23 protein-coding genes are annotated in these 20774 nt (G+C 47.8%); 1 reads left to right on the top strand and 22 read right to left on the bottom strand.

From position 1 onward, the window contains the following. Positions 1 to 2: 2 nt before the first annotated feature. From DCCM_RS07670 to rfbD, 17 genes are all read right to left on the bottom strand, one after another. Positions 3 to 674, bottom strand: a complete 672-nt coding sequence (locus DCCM_RS07670) for a D-glycero-alpha-D-manno-heptose-1,7-bisphosphate 7-phosphatase (protein WP_104371836.1) — start codon at positions 672 to 674, stop codon at positions 3 to 5. Beyond that, on the bottom strand, positions 667 to 1254 hold the full coding sequence (locus tag DCCM_RS07665) for a D-sedoheptulose-7-phosphate isomerase (protein WP_104371835.1): 588 nt from the start codon (positions 1252 to 1254) through the stop codon (positions 667 to 669). Before DCCM_RS07665 ends, DCCM_RS07670 begins: the two co-directional genes overlap by 8 nt. A 5-nt stretch (positions 1255 to 1259) precedes the next feature. Further along, positions 1260 to 1976, bottom strand: coding sequence for a nucleotidyltransferase family protein (locus DCCM_RS07660; protein ID WP_165792056.1), 717 nt, complete (start codon positions 1974 to 1976; stop codon positions 1260 to 1262). 193 nt (positions 1977 to 2169) lie between these two features. Continuing rightward, positions 2170 to 3159, bottom strand: a complete 990-nt coding sequence (locus tag DCCM_RS07655) for a class I SAM-dependent methyltransferase (protein WP_104371833.1) — start codon at positions 3157 to 3159, stop codon at positions 2170 to 2172. A gap of 19 nt (positions 3160 to 3178) precedes the next feature. Then, on the bottom strand, positions 3179 to 4186 hold the full coding sequence (locus DCCM_RS07650) for a GDP-mannose 4,6-dehydratase (protein WP_207655557.1): 1008 nt from the start codon (positions 4184 to 4186) through the stop codon (positions 3179 to 3181). 28 nt (positions 4187 to 4214) lie between these two features. Beyond that, positions 4215 to 5246, bottom strand: coding sequence for a GHMP family kinase ATP-binding protein (locus tag DCCM_RS07645; RefSeq protein WP_104371832.1), 1032 nt, complete (start codon positions 5244 to 5246; stop codon positions 4215 to 4217). Between the two features lie 22 nt (positions 5247 to 5268). Continuing rightward, complete coding sequence (locus DCCM_RS07640; protein WP_104371831.1) at positions 5269 to 5784, bottom strand: dTDP-4-dehydrorhamnose 3,5-epimerase family protein; 516 nt, start codon at positions 5782 to 5784, stop codon at positions 5269 to 5271. Positions 5785 to 5817: 33 nt separating this feature from the next. Then, the gene (locus DCCM_RS07635; protein WP_104371830.1) at positions 5818 to 7800 is read right to left on the bottom strand and encodes a B12-binding domain-containing radical SAM protein; all 1983 of its coding nucleotides are present in this window, start codon (positions 7798 to 7800) and stop codon (positions 5818 to 5820) included. 126 nt (positions 7801 to 7926) lie between these two features. Further along, positions 7927 to 8907 carry an NAD-dependent epimerase/dehydratase family protein gene (locus DCCM_RS07630; protein ID WP_165792055.1) on the bottom strand — a complete coding sequence of 327 codons (981 nt, stop codon included), beginning with the start codon at positions 8905 to 8907 and terminating at the stop codon, positions 7927 to 7929. A gap of 133 nt (positions 8908 to 9040) precedes the next feature. Then, a complete protein-coding gene (locus DCCM_RS07625; RefSeq protein ID WP_104371828.1) occupies positions 9041 to 10123 on the bottom strand; it encodes an NAD-dependent epimerase/dehydratase family protein in 1083 nt (360 codons plus the stop codon). Further along, on the bottom strand, positions 10053 to 10919 hold the full coding sequence (locus tag DCCM_RS07620) for a transketolase family protein (protein ID WP_104371827.1): 867 nt from the start codon (positions 10917 to 10919) through the stop codon (positions 10053 to 10055). Before DCCM_RS07620 ends, DCCM_RS07625 begins: the two co-directional genes overlap by 71 nt. After that, positions 10903 to 11685 (bottom strand): transketolase, encoded by a 783-nt coding sequence (locus tag DCCM_RS07615; RefSeq protein ID WP_104371826.1) that lies wholly within the window; start codon positions 11683 to 11685, stop codon positions 10903 to 10905. Before DCCM_RS07615 ends, DCCM_RS07620 begins: the two co-directional genes overlap by 17 nt. Continuing rightward, positions 11682 to 12473, bottom strand: coding sequence for a class I SAM-dependent methyltransferase (locus DCCM_RS07610; protein WP_207655556.1), 792 nt, complete (start codon positions 12471 to 12473; stop codon positions 11682 to 11684). Before DCCM_RS07610 ends, DCCM_RS07615 begins: the two co-directional genes overlap by 4 nt. Next, positions 12437 to 13405, bottom strand: coding sequence for an NAD-dependent epimerase/dehydratase family protein (locus DCCM_RS07605; RefSeq protein WP_104371825.1), 969 nt, complete (start codon positions 13403 to 13405; stop codon positions 12437 to 12439). Before DCCM_RS07605 ends, DCCM_RS07610 begins: the two co-directional genes overlap by 37 nt. Positions 13406 to 13500: 95 nt before the next feature. Next, the gene (locus DCCM_RS07600; protein ID WP_104371824.1) at positions 13501 to 14673 is read right to left on the bottom strand and encodes a glycosyltransferase family 10 domain-containing protein; all 1173 of its coding nucleotides are present in this window, start codon (positions 14671 to 14673) and stop codon (positions 13501 to 13503) included. Between the two features lie 214 nt (positions 14674 to 14887). Continuing rightward, a complete protein-coding gene (gene rfbB, locus DCCM_RS07595; RefSeq protein WP_104371823.1) occupies positions 14888 to 15850 on the bottom strand; it encodes a dTDP-glucose 4,6-dehydratase in 963 nt (320 codons plus the stop codon). Further along, on the bottom strand, positions 15847 to 16701 hold the full coding sequence (gene rfbD, locus DCCM_RS07590) for a dTDP-4-dehydrorhamnose reductase (protein ID WP_104371822.1): 855 nt from the start codon (positions 16699 to 16701) through the stop codon (positions 15847 to 15849). Before rfbD ends, rfbB begins: the two co-directional genes overlap by 4 nt. A gap of 219 nt (positions 16702 to 16920) precedes the next feature. On the opposite strand from rfbD, the gene DCCM_RS07585 reads away from it, so the two are divergent. Continuing rightward, the gene (locus DCCM_RS07585; RefSeq protein ID WP_104371821.1) at positions 16921 to 17697 is read left to right on the top strand and encodes a sulfotransferase family protein; all 777 of its coding nucleotides are present in this window, start codon (positions 16921 to 16923) and stop codon (positions 17695 to 17697) included. A 20-nt stretch (positions 17698 to 17717) separates the two neighbouring features. Here DCCM_RS07585 and cysC read toward each other — a convergent pair whose 3' ends face one another. The 5 genes from cysC to DCCM_RS18980 form a co-directional block, all read right to left on the bottom strand. After that, on the bottom strand, positions 17718 to 18248 hold the full coding sequence (cysC, locus tag DCCM_RS07580) for an adenylyl-sulfate kinase (protein WP_104371820.1): 531 nt from the start codon (positions 18246 to 18248) through the stop codon (positions 17718 to 17720). 231 nt (positions 18249 to 18479) lie between these two features. Continuing rightward, entirely contained in the window at positions 18480 to 19046 is a 567-nt protein-coding gene (locus tag DCCM_RS07575) for a class I SAM-dependent methyltransferase (RefSeq protein WP_104371819.1), read from the bottom strand. Positions 19047 to 19061: 15 nt separating this feature from the next. Then, the gene (locus DCCM_RS07570) at positions 19062 to 19787 is read right to left on the bottom strand and encodes a glycosyltransferase family protein (protein WP_104371818.1); all 726 of its coding nucleotides are present in this window, start codon (positions 19785 to 19787) and stop codon (positions 19062 to 19064) included. A 27-nt stretch (positions 19788 to 19814) separates the two neighbouring features. Beyond that, positions 19815 to 20543: a glycosyltransferase family protein gene (locus DCCM_RS07565; protein ID WP_104371817.1), complete on the bottom strand. Its 729-nt coding sequence runs from the start codon at positions 20541 to 20543 to the stop codon at positions 19815 to 19817. 46 nt (positions 20544 to 20589) lie between these two features. Next, the coding region (locus DCCM_RS18980; protein ID WP_207655555.1) for a hypothetical protein at positions 20590 to 20774 on the bottom strand (185 nt) is incomplete at its 5' end.

The raw sequence follows: 20774 nt of genomic DNA, 5'->3' as shown, positions 1-20774 counted from the left end.
CGTTAATCCCGCAAGCCCTTAATCATTTTTATAAACCTCATCACCACCTCTTTTAAACTATCAACAAAAATAACGTCGGTTCTTTTCCCGGACCAGCTTTCAGCAATGCCCGCCTCTTTTTTCCCCTGGCCGGTTGACACATGCGCCAGTCCGGCCAATCCCGCCAACGCGCCTGCCTGTAAATCCGACAGCTTATCACCCGCGAGCCAGGAGCCGGATCTATCAATATTGGCACTTTTTAGCGCCCATAATATCATTCCGGGATTGGGCTTGCGAAAGGGATGATTTCCATGCCGGTAGGGATTCTTTCCTTCCGGATGGTATGGGCAGGCAACACACCCGGATATAAAACCTCCCTGGTCCCTTACATAGTCGTTAATGTGCTTTTGCACAGCGGCAAAAGCATCCCACCCATAATAGCCCTTACCAATTCCTGCCTGGTTGGTTACAACAATAACCGGTATATTTAAATCCCTGAGGGATCGTAAAGCCTCCGCAACTCCGGGAATAAAGGATATATCGCCGGGGCTGGAAAGATAGTGGGTATCCTCCACAATTACCCCGTCCCGGTCAAGGAATAATGCCGGGCCGCCGGAATAGACTCTAATGTCTTTTTCATACCACCTGGCAAATATGCCCGACAAAGGGCCGCTTAAATGAAGCCCGTCAATCATTTTGAAAAATTCTTTCTTCCAGCAGGGCACATATAATATGGTAGGAAATCAAATGGATTTCCTGTATGCGGGGCGTATCCTTGCTGTCCACCACCAGGGAGACGTCACAATATTTAATGCATTGCCCGCCGCCGCCGCCCAGCAAGCCCACTGTGAACAGTCCAATTTCCTTTGCTTTTTTCAGTCCCTGCACAACGTTACCGGAATTTCCGCTGGTGGATATTCCCCAGGCCACATCGCCCGGTCTGCCGTAAGCTTCTATCTGCCTGGAGAATACGGTGTGATAATCGTAGTCGTTGGCCCAGGCCGTAAGAACGGAAGTGTTTGTGGTCAGGGCCAGGGCGTCCAGGGGACTGCGCTCCTTTTGAAAGCGGCCCACCAGTTCGCCGCAGATATGCTGGGCGTCCGCAGCCGAACCTCCGTTGCCGAAAACCAGCAGGCGTCCATTTTTTGTAAAGCAGTCGAACAATATATCGACTATATTATTAATAGAATTAAAGAATTCGTTTTTATAGTGGCTTTGAATGATTTTAACCGCATCCCGCCAAATTGAATCGGCATTTTTTATGGGAGCATTCATGACTCCTAAATGTCCCCCTTTTCTCTTTTCCAGGAAATGAACTCTTGAAAGGCATAATAATCCTCCGGAACACCTATATCGAAAAAATGAGTCTCCCGGGGATATCCGTATATCCTTTCCCTGCTCTTCAGTAACCGGGGAAATACCTCCCTCTCCATGGAAACGGAGGTTCCTTCCGGTATATATTGAAAAATTTCCGGTTCAAATATGTATATGCCGCCGTTAATCCACCGGTTCCCGCCGGAGGCAGCTTTTTCCCGGAAATCTATAATCCTCCACCGGGAATCAAATACCAGGGTGCCAAAACGGCCGCTGTCCGCAACTTTAACGGCGCACAGGGTTGCCATGGCCTTTTTTTCCCTGTGCCACTGAAGACATTCCCTCAAATCCACCTCAATATAGGTGTCCGCGTTTACCACGCAAAAGGTTTCTTTTAAACTTTCCCTGAGCAGACCAACCGCCCCCGCGGTGCCCATGGGCCTTGTCTCCACGCTGTAATCCACTGAAATGCCAAGTTTGCCGCCATCACCCAGATAGCCTGTTATTTTGTCCGCCAGGTAATAAACACAAAAAATATATTCCTTAATACCGCTGGAGATAAGGCCTTTCAGGAGGTAATCCAGAAAACAGCCCTCCCCCACCGGCGCCATGGGCTTTGGCAGCCCTTTCAGCACGGATTGAAGGCGGGTGCCGAATCCCCCCGCCAGTACCACAGCCTTCACCTGTCCCCATCCCCCTGCCGTAATATGAAAAATACAGCCCTCTATTTTCAAGATTGCCCGGCCATAGAGGGCTTAAATTATCTCAACATTCAAAACCGGTTTACCGATATGCTCTTTAAACACGCTTTTTCTGCCAAACATTTTTTCATAAAATATTTTATAATAGCGGGATACTCCTCAATTTTTTGGCAATTTAGGTATTACCCGGCTCACCGGCCCCGGGAAGGGGCCTCCATGCCGCTATGGAATATCCCTCGTGGAAACAGCTTCCAAAGGGAACCCTGTTTACCGTTAATATTTCTATCCGGCCCGCCCTTTCCAGTTCAACAAGTTTTGTCAAAAAACCGTTTAGATAGCCCCTGGCCCGGTGATACTTCAAAGCCAGGTAATCAATTAAAGAATCCTGGTTGTATAATTCCGCAAAGGGCTCCGCATGCACGCAAAGGGCAGGTTTTTTCAGCAATAAAAAGTTTAAAAAAGACTCCCATTTTCCGCCCAGCTGTTCCATTGAATTCAGGGTAAGCACCGCGCTGCCGGGAGGCATGGAAAGATTATAATCGGGGTTATACATGTCAAAACGAAACCCCGCAAGCCGGAATTTATAGTGGGCGGCAATTCTGTCAACCAGTTTGACGGAAGTTGAGGCCCAGTCAAGTCCGAATAAATTTTTTTCCGGATACATCCTGGCCAGCATCACCAGGTTATATCCGGTGCCGCAGCCAAATTCGTAAACACTTTCCACACCGGAAAAATATTTGCTAAATAGAGTGGTGCGCAATAGGGTATAAAAACTCAACTCCAAAAAACTGTCCGCGCCCCTGGCGTAGCCGCCATTTATGCGCAGAATGCCGCCGGGCCGCACGTAGGCCGGAATTAGCGCTTTATCATCAAGCTCCTCTTCAAATTTCCCCAGGGATTCCCCCCAGCCCTTTTCCCAGTGGGGCAGGCGCTCCCGGCCGGAGGCGGTAAAAGCCCCGGATTCCAGGCGCTTTAGAACGTCCAGTATTACTCCGTCCCGGCCTTCACTGCCAATAGCTTTATATCTTAAATCCATCCCCGGGTATAATTTACCGCAATATTCCATAAGCTCTTCCCCGGTTACACCCAGCATGGCAGCTATTTCAGCGGGAGATAAAACCAGCCACTCTTTATCCAGCCTGTTTGCAATATCTCCCCCGTTCATTTGGTCACCCTTCCCAAGATTAAATATTTTTAACCTGATTATGATAATCCCGCCAGTAATTCAAAGTGTCCTCCATGGTCTGCCGGAAAGGTATGGCGGGCTCCCAGCCGGTGGCATCCTTAAATTTATCCACGCTGGGAATTTGCAGCGTAACATCCGAGGGACGCAGCCTGGCGGGGTCCACCTGAACCTTGATGCCGGTCACCCGGGACAAGGCCAGCAGCCGCTGGAGCATCTCTCCAATGGTCATGGTTTCAACGCCGCCGATATTGTAAACCTCCCCCGGCGGGCACCGGGTTACCAGCAGCCAGTAAGCCCGCACAGCGTCCCTTACATCCGTGAATGTCCTGATGCTGTTCAGATTGCCCACCCTTATTACCGGCTCCTGGCGGCCCGCCTCAATAGCCGCCACCTGTTTGGCAAAATTTGAAAGGGCGAACACATCCCCCCGACGGGGGCCGGTGTGAGTAAACATGCGGGTGCGAATGGTTTTAATCTTCCAGGAAAGCCAGTATTGCCACGCCAGCATATCCTCGCCCACCTTGCTGACGGCGTAGGGCGACGCCGGCCGCATGGGCTGATCCTCTTTTATGGGTATTTCCTGTTCCAACACCTGGCCGTATACCTCCGATGAGCTGCAGATGTGAACAACCGGGTCGTAGCCGCCGGCATCCTTTAACTGTCTCACCGCCTCCAGCAGGTTGGCGGTGCCGATAACATTTGTCTCCAGTGTGGACACCGGCGCGGCAAAGCTAAAGTCGACGTACGACTGGGCGGCCAGATGAAAAATCACCCCGGGCCTTTTGTTTTGCAAAATTCTATTTAATGACGGCAAATCTAAAAGATCCCCGTATAAAAGGTCCACCCTGTCCATTAAATGAAGTATGTTGTCCCTGGGGGATCTCCAGCGCAAAAGGCCCGATATCTCAACCCCGGGATGTTCCTTTAAAATGTAATCCGCCAGGTGGCTGCCCACAAACCCGGTTATGCCCGTAATTAAAACACTGCCAATGACCGGCTTACCCAAAGCACTCTCTCCTCAGCAAATAAAATAATTATTTTCCGGAAACGGCATTGCCGGAGGTCTTTTGAAAGAATTCCTCAGGCAGGTAGTAAATAATTTGAGTACCCGTATAATCAAAGGAAAACGGCACGTAAAGCAGGGTTTTTAACCTTTCCCTTATTTTAGGCTGGTCTTGCGGCCTGGCATAAAAAAGGAAAAATCCTCCCCCGCCGGCTCCCAGCAGTTTGCCGCCCAAAGCGCCGCATTCCCGGCCCGCCTCATACACCTGGTCAATCAGTGAATTACTGATCAGAGACGTTATGCCGCGCTTTACAAGCCATTGTTCGTGAAGCAGGCGGCCGAAGTCGTCAATACGCTCCGGGCCGCTCTTTAATATTTTGACCGCCTCGTCAACTATGTTCATCATGGTATTTAATTCAGCCTGTTTGCCGGGAGTAACCTCGATTTGCTTTCTGGCAATCTCCGACGCCACCCGGGGAAAGCCCACGAAGAAAAGCATCAGGTGATTCTCAAGAGCCCGTAAATTATTTAAATCTATTGTGATGGGCTCCACCAGGATTTCCGTGGCTCCGCCGAACCGCACCCTGTTAAAGCCCCCGAAGGCGGTTATGGTCTGGTCCTGGGAGCCAACGCTCTCCCGGATCAAATTTTGCTCCACATGTATTGCTTCCAGGGCCAGCTGCTCTTTTGTCACCAACTGCCCCTTCAAGGCGTACAGGGCATTCAGCAGGCCCACGGTGAAGGCCGAGCTTGAACCCAAACCGGACATGGCGGGCAAATCGGCATTATGCTGAATTTCCACCCCCCGGGACAGGGATACCCAGCGCAGGCACTCGCGTATGGAGGGGTGTTTGATTTCTTCCACGGTTTTAGTCTCTTCGCGCTTTCTGTAACGCAAGCAATAATTATAATCAAAAAAAGGCGGGCAATACCTGCAAATAACATAGGAATATTTATTAATCGAGGTGGCTATGACTTTTCCCCCGTGCTCCTTATACCATATGGGATAATCAGTTCCTCCACCAAAAAAGGATACCCGTAAGGGCGTTCTGCTGATTATCATTAAATATTCTCCTCGCGCCTGATTAAACCAATTTCCCCGTCTCATCCCTTTGGGATAATAAAGGATTTTTTACAGGCCACCATATATTCAACCGGGGATCATCCCATTTGTAAGTAAACTGCCCGGAAGGGTTGTAATAGGTGCTTTGTTTGTAATGAAAAATTGCCTGGTCGCTTAATACCACATGGGCATTGCCGAATCCGGGGGGGATAAGTATCTGGTGGCGGTTTGTTTCCGAAAGAACAAAAGACTCCCATTGTCCAAAACCGGCGGATTGCTCGTCACAGTTTACCACCACCAGATAAAATCTGCCCAAAAGGCAGGAAACCAATTTCCAGGTTTCATTGTCTCCATGAATACCTCTTAATACGTGCTTTGAGGAAACTGAAATATCATCCTGTATAAAATCCGCTTCAACTCCCCGGGCTTTGTATAAATCTTTATTATATATCTCCACGTAGCAGCCCCTGAAGTCTTCAAAAGAGTCCGGAATTATTTTAATTACTCCTTCTAATGTGGTTTTTACCGCCTTAATCATATTGATACCCCGCAACATTTTATTCTTAAATTATCAGCTCATAAATTCAGCCAACCCCGGGGAAAAGTATTGGATTTGATTTAACAGCCGGTTGCTTCTTCGCCCGAACATCACTTCTTTGGCATATTTCCTTTTGTCGCCCCGGCAATCATTGCGGCCGGTTATTTTAACAGTTTGCCGCTTATATGTTATTGGGCATCCATCCAAAAAAAACTTATCAAAATATTCCGGAATATTATAGGCGAAATGATACCCGGCAGCTTTATAATCACTGTCAATATCGGGTATTCTCAACTCCTGATATTTAATAACTTCCGTCAATTCGTTGATATTATAATTAACTCCGTTCCCCTCTAAAAATTCCCGGGTTAAACACAGCAGTTCCGAAAAGAACTCCTTTTTTCCCCTTTCCATAACGTAAAGATAACCCGCGATTTCCCGGGGCCAGAATATTTCTCCAAAGAAGGGCAATACGGCGCACTTGCCCTTGCCCCGCAGAATGTCCAGGGCGGCCTGTTTAAACTCCCGGGACAGATCAAATATTATCCCGTCATTATATTTCTGGGCTCCGGCAAGGAATTCAAGAAAAGCGGTAATCTTCAAGTTAAACCTGTCGGAAAGATAAATTAATACGAAAAAAGCCAATTTAAGGCCGTAAAATAATTGCATAATCCATGAAAAAACAACGGTATCCGCCCATTCTTTTTTGTTCATGCTGCAAGTGGCCACCACAACGGACTCGTACTCGGTAATTTCCTGCTCATCAGGGATGCCGCCGTACATTTCCATAAGAGGAATAGTCACCGACTCCATTGCAAATTGTTCCCCGTATTCTTTTGAGGCCAATCGGGTATTGGGCAGCACATTGCACAAATACACAAACAATTGATTTTGCAGACCGGAGGCGATTATCTCTTCAACCCCCGCCACAAAGCTTTCATAGGTCTCCCCGGGTAATCCCAGTATTAAATCCGTATATACCGGAATGTTTTGCCGGTTATATTGTTTTTGCAATTCCTGGTACACTTTTGCTTTAATATTTTTTCTGCCCACATTTAACGCCGCTGTCTCGCTTTTGGTTTGCAGGGCCAGGGTCGCGCCCTTGCTCATGCCATGCTCGTTAAGCAGCCTGGCAATTTCGAATACGGTGTTTTTGGTGTTTTTGGCAAAGGAAACGCTAAATTTTTTGGGATATCCAAACCTTTCTTTGGTGTCGCAATACACCTTTGCATTCTCCAGGTCTTTTTTAAAGGCGCCAAAATTTGAATCCGCGCAAAAGACATATTCTATTTTGTTTTTTCCCACCCATAGAGCCTCTTGCTTAACCCGCTCCCGGCCGAAGAATCTGAATTTTTTACTTAATCCCCCGCGCCCCCAGAAACAGTAGGCGCACTCATAGGCGCAGCCCCGGTTGGTTTCCAGAATTACGTTGTAATTGGATTTTTCACTGATTAAATAATCAAAAACACCTTCTAAATACGGCGAAGGAATACTGTCCAGATCATTAACCAGGGATTGGTCATCCCCGTTCTTTACGCATTTATTCGTTATGGGGCTGCGGTAGGATATCCCGGGAATATCCGAAAAATCCCCGGACTTTAAAAAACGAAGCAATATTTCGGCAAAAGCCTTTTCTCCCTCTCCCCGCACCGCCACATCAATAAAAGGATATTTTTTAAAAAAATCCTCCGCTTCGAAGGGGGTGTGCGGACCCCCGAATACTATCAGGCAGTCCCCGTATTGTTCTTTTATCCTCCGGGCCACCTGCAAACTCAGCTCAAAATTCCACATGGAGGCGGAGAAGCCGGCCACCGCAGGAGCGTCATGCCCGGCTACAATGCTCTGGAGAGATTTTCTTTCAAAAACAAAGGGCATAAAAATATAATTTTCCTTGATCTCATTTATGCTTTCCGAATATGTTCTTAAAAGCCCCGAGGCATATGGAAGGTACAAACCGTTTCCCACCGGCGCGTTATATTCGTTTAAATAAACCCTTCTTTTATTTTGCGTGTTCATATATTTTCACGACCTTAATACAAATGAGCACTGCTTTCCGGCCGGGCAGCCCGCTTGACTTCCGGCCCTTTTGGGCCGGGTCGCGAAGACCGCCGCCGGATGGCGCGGCATTTTTGTTAATAGCGGTTAAAAATAGTTTTGTTTTAATAAATAATCTCCGGGGTTATTTACAAACCAATCCCAGGTAAGGCGCAGGCCCTCCTCCAGGGAAACCGACGGGCTGTAGCCAAGGCGCCGGATTGCCAGCGAGGAATCCAGCACCCGTTTGGGATAACCCCTGGGCTTTGTGGTATCAAAAACGTACTCAAAATCAATAAAAAGCTTTAATGTTTCCACCACTTCTTTAATGGAGCAGCCTTTAATTCCGCCTATATTTACAAAATCCGCGCCGGTTCCATGATAAAGCGCCAGTATAACGCCCTCCGCCGCGTCTTTACTATATACAAAATCACGGATTTCGGAGCCGTCCCCATAAACCGCCAGGGGATTTTCGTTATTATAAAGCCGGTAAATCAAGGAGGGTATTACCAGCGAATTAGCCGGGTGAAAATTGTCCCCGGGGCCATATACATTGCTGAGCCTGACAACGGCATAGGAATCTATTCCGTACTGGGCTTTGTAGGCTTTAATCTGGTATTCCGCCATCCTCTTGGCCCATCCGGCGTAAAAATCCATGGGGGGCAGCTCCCGGCCCTGAGATTCTTTGAGTATCTCGGCATTCGCGTATGCGCCCACCGAACTGGTATAGACAAGCCTTTGCACATTGTTCCTCCGACTCGCCTCCAGCACGTTGGTATTAACCATTAAGGTGGGCACCGAGTGGCTGGCGGGCTTTTTCATTGTGGTTTGGGCCGACGCCCCCACCCCCGCCATATGAAACACAAACTCCATGTCTTTTGTTAAATCAAGGCAAAAATCCAAATTGCACAAATCGCCGAAAACGTGCTCCGCCCGGCGGTCCACGGAAAAGCCGTCCAGGGAGGCCACTTTCACGGCGGCTCCCGCATCGCAGAGTATTTTAACAACCTGCCTGCCAATCATCCCCGTACCGCCGGTAACCAGCACATTCTTTTTATAAAAGCTGTTTATAACTTTTTCACTCAACATACCTCTCCCCACCCCACCCCGAGCCACGTGAGCCATGGGGACGTTTCGTTTGCCAGGCGAACATTTCGCCCGCCCGCCCCCGGCCCCCTCATTAAGCCCCGGGCTCCGCTTATCTTAAAATTACTCCGTGGCACTAAATCCTATCCTTATTGGCAAGGTACCATTCCAATGTTCTCTCAAGCCCTTCTTCCAGGGAGATACCCGGCTTAAAGCCAAGTATTTTTTCAGCCTTTGCTATATCCACCAGTCTCACTGGAATATTGGTGGGTTTTAGAGCATTGTATTCAACCTTTACACCGCTCCTGCCCGCTATTTCTAGCAGCAGCCGCACCACTTCTTTTATTGAATAGCCGCTTCCATACCCTATATTAACGGGCTGACACCGGGCATATTTTTCCAGGGCCAGCAGACAGCCATTCACCAGATCGTCTATATACAAAAAATCCCTTATTTCTTCCCCGGAGCCCCAAACCTCCATGGAATCCTTATTTTCCATAATCTTTCCAATCAATGCCGGTATTACATGACAGGTCAGGGGGTTAAAATTATCCCCGGGGCCATATACGGCGGTGGGCCTGATTATTGCGATTTTCATGGCGGAGGATTGGCAGCAAAATTCAGCCAGGCTTTCCAGGTATCGACGCATAGTACCGTAACCCATATAACCGGGATGCACCGGCCCGGCCCACATTTCTTCCTCTTTAACCGGATGCCCGTAAGCGGGATAGCCGGTGCTGCTGCTAAACAGCAAAAACCTTTTTACTTCTTTTTCAATAGCCGCCCTCAACATTTGAACCGTTAAAATTAAATTTAAGCCGATGCCTGCCAGAATATCGGTTTTTTTAACCACCGAGGCGGCTCCGACTCCGCCCGCGCAGTGAATTACATAATCAATTCCTTCCGCGGCCCGGAGGCAATCCTCATAGCAACTCAAATCAGCCTTTACCCATTCAACGCCGTCAGTAAACAAGCCGCAGGAACGCCGGTGGGCACCCCCGCGAACCACGGCCCCTTTCTTTAACAGCCGGTCAATGAAATGACTCCCGATAAAACCGGTTCCCCCTGTCACCAGCACTTTTTTCCCCAGGAAAAACAATTCAATCTCCCCAAATCCAGTTCTTTTATCTTCCAACGGACCGAAAAGCTCACTTACACAGCAATCCCTGAGCAACTGCCTTAATGGAACCCGGGTCCAGCCGGAGATTTTTTCGCACATCCGCCAGGGTGCCGTAACAGTTGCAGAAGCCCTCCGGGGTGCCGTGAGCAAAGGATTTTACACCGGCCTCCTGGTTTACGGCCTCTTGTAAACCGTGGGATTCCTGGATGATTAAAAAGGTTGTGTGGCTGTACAGCTGTATTAATTCGCTGTCAATGGGCTTTATGGTGTGGAAGTACAGAATATTTACATCCAGGTCTTTGCAAGCTTCCAGCACATTGGCCAGCAGCGGGCCCGCGGTCACCACCGTGAGATCCGCCCCGCAGTCCTTGATTACCACCCCCCTGCCGTATTCCACGTCCAAATCCACCTGGTGGGGATGGTCAGACAATCTGTAATAAGCCGGTTTTCCGCTGTGGTAGCGCTTTTTAATTAAAACCTCCAGCTCTTTCCCGGAGCCCGGTTGAAAAACTTCCATTTCAGGCAGCAGGCGCATCAGGGCGAGATCGCCGTAGGAGTGGTGAGTGGCGCCGTCCCAGGCGTAATCAAAGGAACTGCCGCAGGAGACGATGTTTCCCCCCAGCCGGTTATAGCATAAATCAAGTTTTATCTGCTCATAACATCTTTCCGTAATAAAGGGGGCAATGGTGTGTATAAAGGGACGGAGGCCCCGCAGGCTTAACCCCGCCCCCACACTGATCAGGGTGCTTTCACAAATACCCAGGTTGTAAAACCTGTCCGGATAACTGGTTTTAAAGTCATTAAACAGGTACACCGAAACATCGCCTAAAAGCACCACTATTTTTTCATCCCGGGCAGCCAGTTCCATAACCGTGCTTTTAAACTGCTTTCTCATCCAGTTCCTCCAACATTTTAATCAGTTCCTCCCGGCTGGGAGATCTGCGGTGCCACTGGTAATGATCATCCGTTAAGGTTTTACAGCCGAAGCCCTTTACGGTATTGGCTACTATGGCCTTAACCCGTTCGCTTTCCGCACTCAGGGCCTGACAGAGCATATCAACATTGTGACCGTCCACTTCAAAGGCGTCGCAGCCAAAGGCTTTAAAAATTTCGACCGGTTTTTTCAGCTGCAACCCCCTGCCCTGGGAGCGGTTATTGTCATAAATTATGGTCAGGTTATCCAGTCCCCGGTTTACCGCCACCATAACGGCTTCCCACACCGAGCCCTCGTTTGACTCGCCATCCCCCACCAGCACGTATACCCTGCTTTTTGCCCTGTTTATTTTCATGCCCAGGGCCACCCCGGCGGCCACGCCGATTCCATGGCCCAGTGAGCCCGTGGACACCTCAACCCCGGGCACCTTGGTCCTGTCCGCATGGCAGCCGAAGTCACTGCCGAAAGCCCCGAAAGCATAAACCCTTTTAAGATCAAAATAGTTAAAATGGGCCAGCACGCAGTAATGGGCCAGGGCGGCATGCCCCTTGCTGAGCACAAATATGTCCCTTTTTTCCCAGCGGGGGTTTTGAGGTTCATGTCTCATGGTGGAGTATACGCTGTAAAGGGCCTCCACAACGGAAAAGCAGCTTGGTATGTGTCCATGTCCGCTGGAATGGGAAATTTTTAAAATGTCTCCCCGGATTTTTTTGCATATATCGTTCATTCCATCACCACATAAGACAACCGCGCAGTGATGGGCAGGCGCTGTATTTTTAAATTGTTCAGCCCGAATACTTCATTCAGGGCTATGGTTTCCCCGGGAAAAATATCGTCGCAAAGCTCGTCGAACACCAGCAGGCTGCCTTTGCACAGGTGGGGTTTAACGGCTTCCAGGGCGGCTTTGGTGGGAGTGTAAATGTCAAAGTCGAATATGGCCAGGGCTATTATGGTTTCAGGATGACTTTTCAAATAATCGGTTACGGTGTGGGCGGCATCACCCTTTACAAGCTCATAGCGCTTTATATGAGCCATTGGGTTAAGGCCTTCCTGCAGCCCCAGCACGGCGTCAAGGAACTGCTCGTAATCCCCCGGCACCGCGTAGGAGCCCTCTCCGCACCGGCATTTGCCCCCATCCTTATCCGATACTCCCTTAAAACCTTCGAAGGTATCAAAGCCAATAATTTTCCTGTGGCGGTTAAAGGGCTCAAATATGCCCCTCAGCGCCAGCAAAAAGGACAGGGTTTGCCCCCAGCGAACTCCAAATTCCATTACCACGCCGTGCATGTTAATAATTTTTTGGTAAATTTCACTAAAAAAAAGCAGCCTGGAAAGATTTTTAGAAGTTAAAAACAAGCCCAGATTGCCCAGTATTTCGTCCCCGGGAATCGGCGCCTCCCGCAGGTGCCTTGAAAGCCGGCCCTGCAGGTCCATTTCGCCGGAACTGGATAAAACTATGGCATCAAAACTGTTTCTTTTCATTTCTTCCAGGTGTTTTTGTTTTCCGTCCACCATTTTATTGTCTCCTTTATTCCCTGTTCGGCGGTATACAGCGGCTCCCATCCCAGCAGACGCTTTGCCTTTGAGCAATCCAGCGCCCTCAGTCCCATGGTGGTTGGCTTATCCCTGTTGTAAACAACCTGCCCGGGGCAAAAACCCGTCAATTTCAGCACCAATTCCACAACCTCGCCAACGGTTGTCTTTGTTCCCGAACCTATATTAAATATCTCGCAGTTAATACCCGGGCTTTCCAGAATCATTGCTATTGCCCTGGCGAAATCGTCAACATATAAAACATCCCGGGTCACCTCGGGGCCGCCCCATACCTCGAAGGGGTCCATGCCTTCAACCGCCTTGCGGATTATCGCGGGTATAAAATTTGAGAAGCCGGGATCGAATTTAGCGCAGGGGCCGTAAATATTTGCCAGCCGGATGACAACCACCTCCAGGCCGAATTTATCATGCCAGAACCGCGCCATTTTTTCCAGGTACCTGCGCATCCAGCCCACGCCAAAATATACCCCGGGGGGATCCCGGTTTAAATCCAGTTCCTCCTCGCGGATAAAAGAATGGTGCTCCTGGTAAACCACCGCGCTGCCCACAAGAATAACCCGCCTGACACCCTCAAGGCGGCAGGCTTCCATTAAATTGGCATTCATTAAAAGATTTTCGTTTACACCGCCCCAGGGGTTATTGTTTATGGCATACGCCCCCGCCGTTGACGCGGCGGCCAATATGCCGGCGTCACAGCCCCCGGCCATTTTTCGGCAATTATCAAGGGAATTTAAATCACATTTAATATATTCAACTTGCCGGTGCTTAAAAAATGGGCTGGAATTTAAGTAACCGGCCCGTATTTTAATGCCTTCCCTTTTATTTGCCAGGTGCTTTACTATGCTGGAACCGGCCATCCCGGTGCCGCCGGCAACAAATATCCTGCTGTTCAAAACTAACCCGACACTCCCGTTATTGAATTTAGCATGTTAAATTAGCCCTTCAGCATTACCAGGTTATTAATAGCGCATTAACTTCTGTCATTTCGTCATTTAACACCGCCTATTTTTATATAGGCCTGGGTTAAATACCCCCGCACTTCCAAATACCATTCCAGTCTATGTTTTTCAAACATAACCAGCAGGGCTTTATTAAATACATCAATTGCCTTGTTTAAATCGGTCCACGTCCTTGCTTCCCTGGCATAATACAACCACCAGCCGGGATTACCGCCAGACCCGACATCCTCAACAGCACCAATATTATCAACGATGGTATCGATTATGGTTCTGGCAAAATAATCATTGGTATACACTTCTATTTGCGGACTATTTAAATAGTTTTCTATATGCTGCAAACGTCTTTGATACTCATCGGCCCCTATGTTTTTAATATAATTGTAAAGCTCCTCATAATTTGAATATTGGGTTTTATCTATATAACATTCCCCGGGTATGTAATCGGAAATGTTGTCGGCTCCCCAATAAACAGGAATACAACCGGCAAACATGCTGTCGAATATTTTTTCAGTTATGTATCCGGGCATATCTCTGGCATTTTCATAGCAAATTGAAAACCTATAATTCTCCAGTACCGCTTTTTTACTATCTATCGGCCCCCGGAATGACGGATATTCCCGCCCATCCCACAGCTGGCCGTATAAATCGAATTCTTCCGGATGATTGGCCTCGAACCAGCGGATTGCTTCTTTTCTTTTTGAATAAAGCTCCAGTGAATGATTGCTGTTTTTATTACTGGCGATTATGGCGCACAATTTTTTTTCATCGGGATGTTTTTTATTTATGCTTTTTGGAAAATCAAAGGAGCCCACCGCGGTCTTGATGTATTTTTTACCATCAACCAGCAGGTCGTTCCAGGTAAATACTTTCTTAAAACATTTGTGCCTTGAGACACAATAATTTTCCCTTCCCCAATGAACGGATTCCGGCTCGGTGGCGTATAAAAAAACCGGTTTATTATTATTGAGCGCATAGTTAAGGTAATGATTATCCAGGCCGGGCATTTCATAAAACAAAAAGGCATCCACTGAGGATATGTCGAGATAATTAACAGTATCAATATTAACCCCGCACTGATTGGCGTATTTTTTTAATTCCAGAAACATTTTGGCAGTGACGTCACTAAGCCATGAAAATTTTTCAACATGAAAAAGTTGTTTGTTAAAAACCTCATATGTACTCCACAGAGCAATTGTTAACATTATTTCACCCTCAAAGGAATTTGATCTTGTATTCCCTTACGACTTTTTTATTGATGTATTATCTCAACCATATAATATGAATGGAGCGGGTCTGATGTTACCACGAATTGGCGGGCAATAGGAATTACTGGTAATTCCACCTTAAAGCGGCTCATTCTCTGAAAGGATAAACACAGGGGCGGTTTAAAAACCGCCCCTGTGTTTATAATGGCTGTTATCCCTCTCTGAGCATACTTTTCCACCACCGGGTATTTTCAACATACCAGCGGACTGTTTCTTTAATGCCCCTGTCAAAATCCATCAGGGGGCACCAGCCCAGCTCTCTCTTAATTTTAGCGTAATCTATGGCGTATCTCCGGTCATGGCCCGGTCTGTCCTTTACAAAGCTGATTAATTTTTCATCCTTTTGCATAATACCCAGTATGGTTTTTACCAGTTCAATATTGGTTCTCTCACTGCCGCCTCCGATATTATAGGCTTCTCCCGCCACGCCCCTTTGCAGCACGGCTTCAATAGCCCTGCAGTGATCTTCCACGTGCACCCAGTCCCGGATATAATGCCCGTCCCCGTATACCGGCACTGGTATATCCCGCAAGGCGTTGGTTATAGTCAGAGGTATTAATTTTTCCGGGTGCTGGCAGGGACCGTAATTATTTGAACAGCGGGTTATGTTTACGGGCAGGCCGTATGTTTTGTAATAGGCCTTTACCAGCAAATCCGCCGCCGCCTTGCTGGCGGAATAGGGATTGTTGGGGGACAGGGGAGTTTTTTCGGTAAAATACCCCCGGGCCCCCAGGGAGCCGTATACCTCATCGGTGGATATCTGTAAAAACCTGACACCGCGGCTGAGCGCCGCGTCCAGCAGAACCCTGGTGCCCTCCACATTTGTTTTAATGAATGGGGAAGAATTGGATATGCTTCTATCCACGTGGGATTCCGCCGCAAAATTGACTATGGCGTCTATGTCCCGCTCAAAGGCGGATTCCACCAGGCGGCTGTCGGATATGTCACCCCGGACAAAGCGGTAATTTTTATGGCGGCTGATATCCTTTAGATTATCCGGGTTCCCGGCATAGGTCAGACTGTCAATGTTCACAACACTGTGATTTTTATTAATAATATATCTGATAAAGTTGCTGCCGATAAAACCCGCCCCTCCGGTTACCAGGAGCCTCACAGGTCTACCTCCGCCCGGTGTTCCATATACCTGCCCAGGGCATCCTCCCAGGGCGGCAGTAAATATCCCAGGGTTTCTTTGAGCGGAAAGGGATCCAGCACGGAATTGGCCGGCCTGGCGGCCACGTTATAGCGGTTGAATGAACTGACCGGTTCTATATGCACATTTAAATGTTTCAGGGCTACAATTTCCCGGGCAAAACCGCACCAGGAAGTATAGCCCTGGTTGGTGGCGTGATAAATCCCAAAACAGCGTGTTTTGATCAAATCCCCCACCAGCTTGGCCAGATCGACGGTGTAGGTCGGACTTCCCACCTGATCCTCCACCATGTGCAATTGGCTTCTCTCATTGGAAAGCCGGAGTACTTTTTCCACGAAATTATCACCGCTTAATCCAAAGAGCCAGCTGGTCCTTATTAAATAATAACGGTGCAGCAGTGCCGTTACATACCGCTCACCCAGCATCTTGCTGAAGCCGTAGCTATTTAACGGGGACATGCCGTCAAAAATTCCGTAAGTCCCTTCCTTCTTTCCGTCGAACACATAGTCGGTGCTTATATGAACCAGATCAATTTCGTATTCATGACAGGCCAGGGCAAGATTCCTGGCCCCCAGGCCGTTAACCGATATTGCCTGCTGCGGGTTATCCTCCGCCCCCTCAACATCCGTATAGGCGGCGCAGTTAATGATTACATCAGGCCTTTCCCGGCTAAGCACCTTTTTAACCTTTGTAAAATCGGTAATATCCAGTTCATTTTTACCCAGGGGCAGCACTTCATGTCCTCTATTTTCCATTTCAGCTTCAATATCTGAACCCAGCATACCTCTGGCGCCGGTTACCGCAACTATCACAGTATTAATCACTCCCCCACTGGCTGGTAGATTATAAAAACGAATATACTGCATTCTATGTTTCACAGTGGGTTTGGGGTTACACAATGCATGCCGGGCCGGGATAATTTTTAAAGAAAAAAAATAAATTTACTGCATACTATAAAATAAATGGTTTTTCAATAAAAAATTAAACAAGCTGCTTCTGCTTGTCATTAAAGATGTAAGGGGAGTGATTGCATGACCGGAGGGCCGATTTTTGTAGGCGGGGAAGGCCGGTCGGGAACAACGCTGATGCGGGTCATTCTTGACAGCCATCCCAATATTTGCTGCGGGCCGGAAACCCACTTTTTTATTGATGGAAAAATGGAATTTTGGTGCAAACATATAACAGAGACATATATAAACAGAATACTGGAATATTACGACAATCCCTATGAAACCATGGCCAGATGCTTCGGAAAAATTTTGAGTTCCTTTCACAGGCCATACATGAAGAGAAAGAACAAGGTGAGATGGGCGGATAAAACTCCTTATAATATTTACAGTATTGATTTTTTAAACACGGCTTTTCCGGACATGCAGTTTATACATGTGATCCGTGACGGCCGTGATGTTGCCGCTTCCATGTTATCAATGCCCTGGGGGCCAAAAAATATTGGAGAGATTGCTACAAATTGGAGAAGTTGCATTATAATAGGAAGAAAGTTCGGTACAGCGCACAAAAATTATTTGGAAGTAAAATATGAGGATTTAATTTATTCCTTTAAGCCAACCCTAATGAATGTGTTTAATTTTTTAGGTGAGCCCTGGTCGGAAGATGTTTTGAACTATCACCTTTATGAGCACGATTTGGGAAATAAATATTCGGGTGAAAGCAGCGCCGACCAGGTAACCAAGGAAATATATTCTCATCAAATCGGGCGCTGGAAAAAGGAGCTTACCAAGGAACAGGTGGATGAATTTATTGCCATTGCCGGAAACGGTCTTTTAGCCGCGGGTTATAAAATAGATTAAACATACCGGGTTTTTACAGTCTACCGGTGAGATAAATACCCCCGCCCGGCAACAAAATTAGATATTATATCGGCGGACTGCCCGGGGGTTTGCCGGTGGACATCCAGTATCACTTCAGGCGCCAGGGGTTCTTCATAGGGATCGGAAATGCCGGTAAAGGAAGCGATTTCTCCCTTCAACGCCCTGGCGTACAACCCTTTAGGGTCCCTCCGGATGCAAATATCCAGAGGGCAGCGCACATACACCTCAACAAATTTTTTAATTTCTTTTTTCCAGTGGTCCCTGCTCTCACGGTAAGGAGATACCGCTGCCACCAGCACCACTATGCCGTGGCGGACAAGCATTTGGGCCATATAACCCATGCGGTTGATATTTATATTCCGATCTTTTCTGGAGAAACCCAATTCCTGCCCGAATTGATTTCTAAAAACATCACCGTCAATAATTTCCACCGGTATATTAATGGATCTGTATTTTTCACCCAGCAGATTTGCAATGGTGCTTTTGCCCGCTCCCGGCAGCCCGGTCAGCCAGATTACAAAGCCAGTCAATTCATTACCCCCAATGAATTATTACCAATGGTTATTCCATATTATGGCTGACAATATGGTATTGTTACAAATAAACCAACTTTTTAGCATCCTGGTTTAAGACTTTCGGTATGCCATTGCCATATAACAAATCAATCACCTGGTTTGATTTAAAGCAACACCAGGTGACCTTTTAATCCTTAACATGATATTCCAATTTTGTCATGAATAACTGACTTATAAATCAAAAACTCACTTACCTATAAATCTATACACTTTGCCCCCGAATTTCATTGACATGCCCCTGGCCGCCGGAACTGCCGCCGCCCTGGCGGCCCCCTTCACAGCATTGGACCAGATGCTGTTCTGGGCATGCTGCGGATCCCAGCGGCTCTCCGCGGCAACGCCCACAAATCCAACGGCCTGCAGCAACTGGGTCAGTCTTGGCACGGTAAATCCCGTAAAATGATATTCTCCCGGATGGCATTGCAAGCCAAATATGGTATAAAGAGGAAATCCCCACCTGTCACTTTCGGACAAACCCAGCCAGTTGCGCAGACACCATTCCAGGTCCGGAACAATTAACTGCAATACCCCCCCGGGTTTTAACACCCTGAACCACTCGGATAAAACCTGGACCGTGTTAACATGGGAAATATGTTCAAGCAAATGAGAGGAAAACACCTCATCCACACTATTGTCCGGATAAGGCAGCTTGTCCGCCGGTGCCTGGACCACCCCCGGTTGCTGCACAAACAGATCTATGTTGACATAGCCCTCTTTTAAAAGGTTACCGCAGCCAATATTCAGTTTAAGCATTTTACCCGCCCCCCATTAAACAATAAACCGGTATTTTTTGCTGTTGTAAGAAAAACCGTAGCTCCCCTTTTTTACATTTTTAACCAGGTATGGTCTGTATTCATTGATAAATTTTTTACGCAGTCGGTAATACTCACTGTCGCACTTCTGATGGCAGATGTGCGACGCCCAGGAATTCTCCTGCCTGGGAACAATAACTTTCAAATCCCTTTTCCAGAATTCGATGCTCTGGGAAAGGTCGTAATAATGAAAGCCGTCAAAGATATCCTCCCGCCAGGGTATGTCGTACTGTGTAACCATCAAACAGCCGTCGATGACGGTAACCCACTCGTAGGGATTGGGAGTCGGCTTGCCACCCAGGGACTGGTTCAGACTTGGCAGAAACACCTTCCCGTATATTTCGGCGCAGTCCCAGAACCACATTAGTTTATTTTCATCCAGGGGCATATTTCTGCCGCCCAGCATGCCGATCATGCCGATGCCGGGGTCTGAGGAAAATATTCTGTGTATATGGTGAAGAAAAAGGGGTTCCAGAATAAATGTATCCTGGTGCAAATACACTTTATATTTGGCATTGCTTTTCAACATGGCCCGGTTGTAAGCGTTTGTGATGCTTACGCTGCTCTGCACGGGAACCACTTCCACGCTGAATCCCTGTTTATCCAGTGCCGCCAGGTGGGTCAGGCACTGCTGGTAAAGCTGCTGATTGTTAACGCAGGTGATAAAGGCCACACTTAACATGACAAAACCTCTCAGCACAGAATATTGTTATATTTTAAACCTGTACAGTTTGCCCTTGTAGGTTAACAGGCTGGTGCGGGCTTTAGGCTCCGGGGGAATTAAAAACTGGTTGTATTCCTGGATAAATCTCTGGCGCAGCCTGCCATAATCGGGATAGGTAACACCGCTGGTAGCCATGTGGGCCACCCAGGGTGTCTCCTGCCTGGGTACCACCACGGCATAGCCCCGCTTCCAGAATTCCAGGCTCTGGGACAAATCATAAAAATGAAATCCCTGCAGTATGTCTTCCCGCCAGGGGATATCGTACTGTGTTACCATAATGCAGCCGTCGATAAAATGCACCCAGTCGTATACGCCCATCGGGTTAAGCCCCTGGTCCGCACGCTGGTGGACAAAATGAAAAATTGCCCCCCAGCTCTCCCGGCAGTCCCACACCAGCATGGGATTTTTTTCAATGGACAGATGCCGGCCGCCCATTACCCCGATCATGCCTATACCGGGGTTGATTTTAAAAATATTGTCGATGTGATGAAGAAAATTCGCATCAAGAATGAAGGTATCCTGATGCAGGTAAATTTTGTACTTTGCCTTGCTCTTCCTCATACCTTCATTATAGGCGGCTGGCAGGCTGTAGTTGTTCGCAACGGAAACCATTTCAAAGGCAAAGCCGGTTTTATCCAGTACGTGAATATAGCCGCAGCATTTGTCATATAAGGATTTGTCGTTTACACAGGTAATGAATGCAACAGTTTCCATAATACTGTCCTTTCCGGTTGATATTGTTTTGCATTACCCCTATTCATTAAATAAAACCGCCCCGGCCACAAAACCATATATTCCATACTATGGCAGAAAAAGAAAAACCGTTACAAAGATACGGAAGAACCTGGGCTAGGAGAGTGTTGAAAAACACATTGAAAAAGCAATAACCGTGTTGATAAACTACCGCCCGAGGCCGTTCAAAAAGCTCCAGATGCAAGGCGTGGC

Origin of the sequence: Desulfocucumis palustris (genome assembly GCF_002933875.1) — a bacterium.
In the GTDB taxonomy this organism is placed as follows: Bacteria; Bacillota; Desulfotomaculia; order Desulfotomaculales; family Desulfocucumaceae; genus Desulfocucumis; species Desulfocucumis palustris.
Note: the sequence above shows the minus strand (reverse complement) of the source record. Positions and strands in the feature narration are given on the sequence as shown.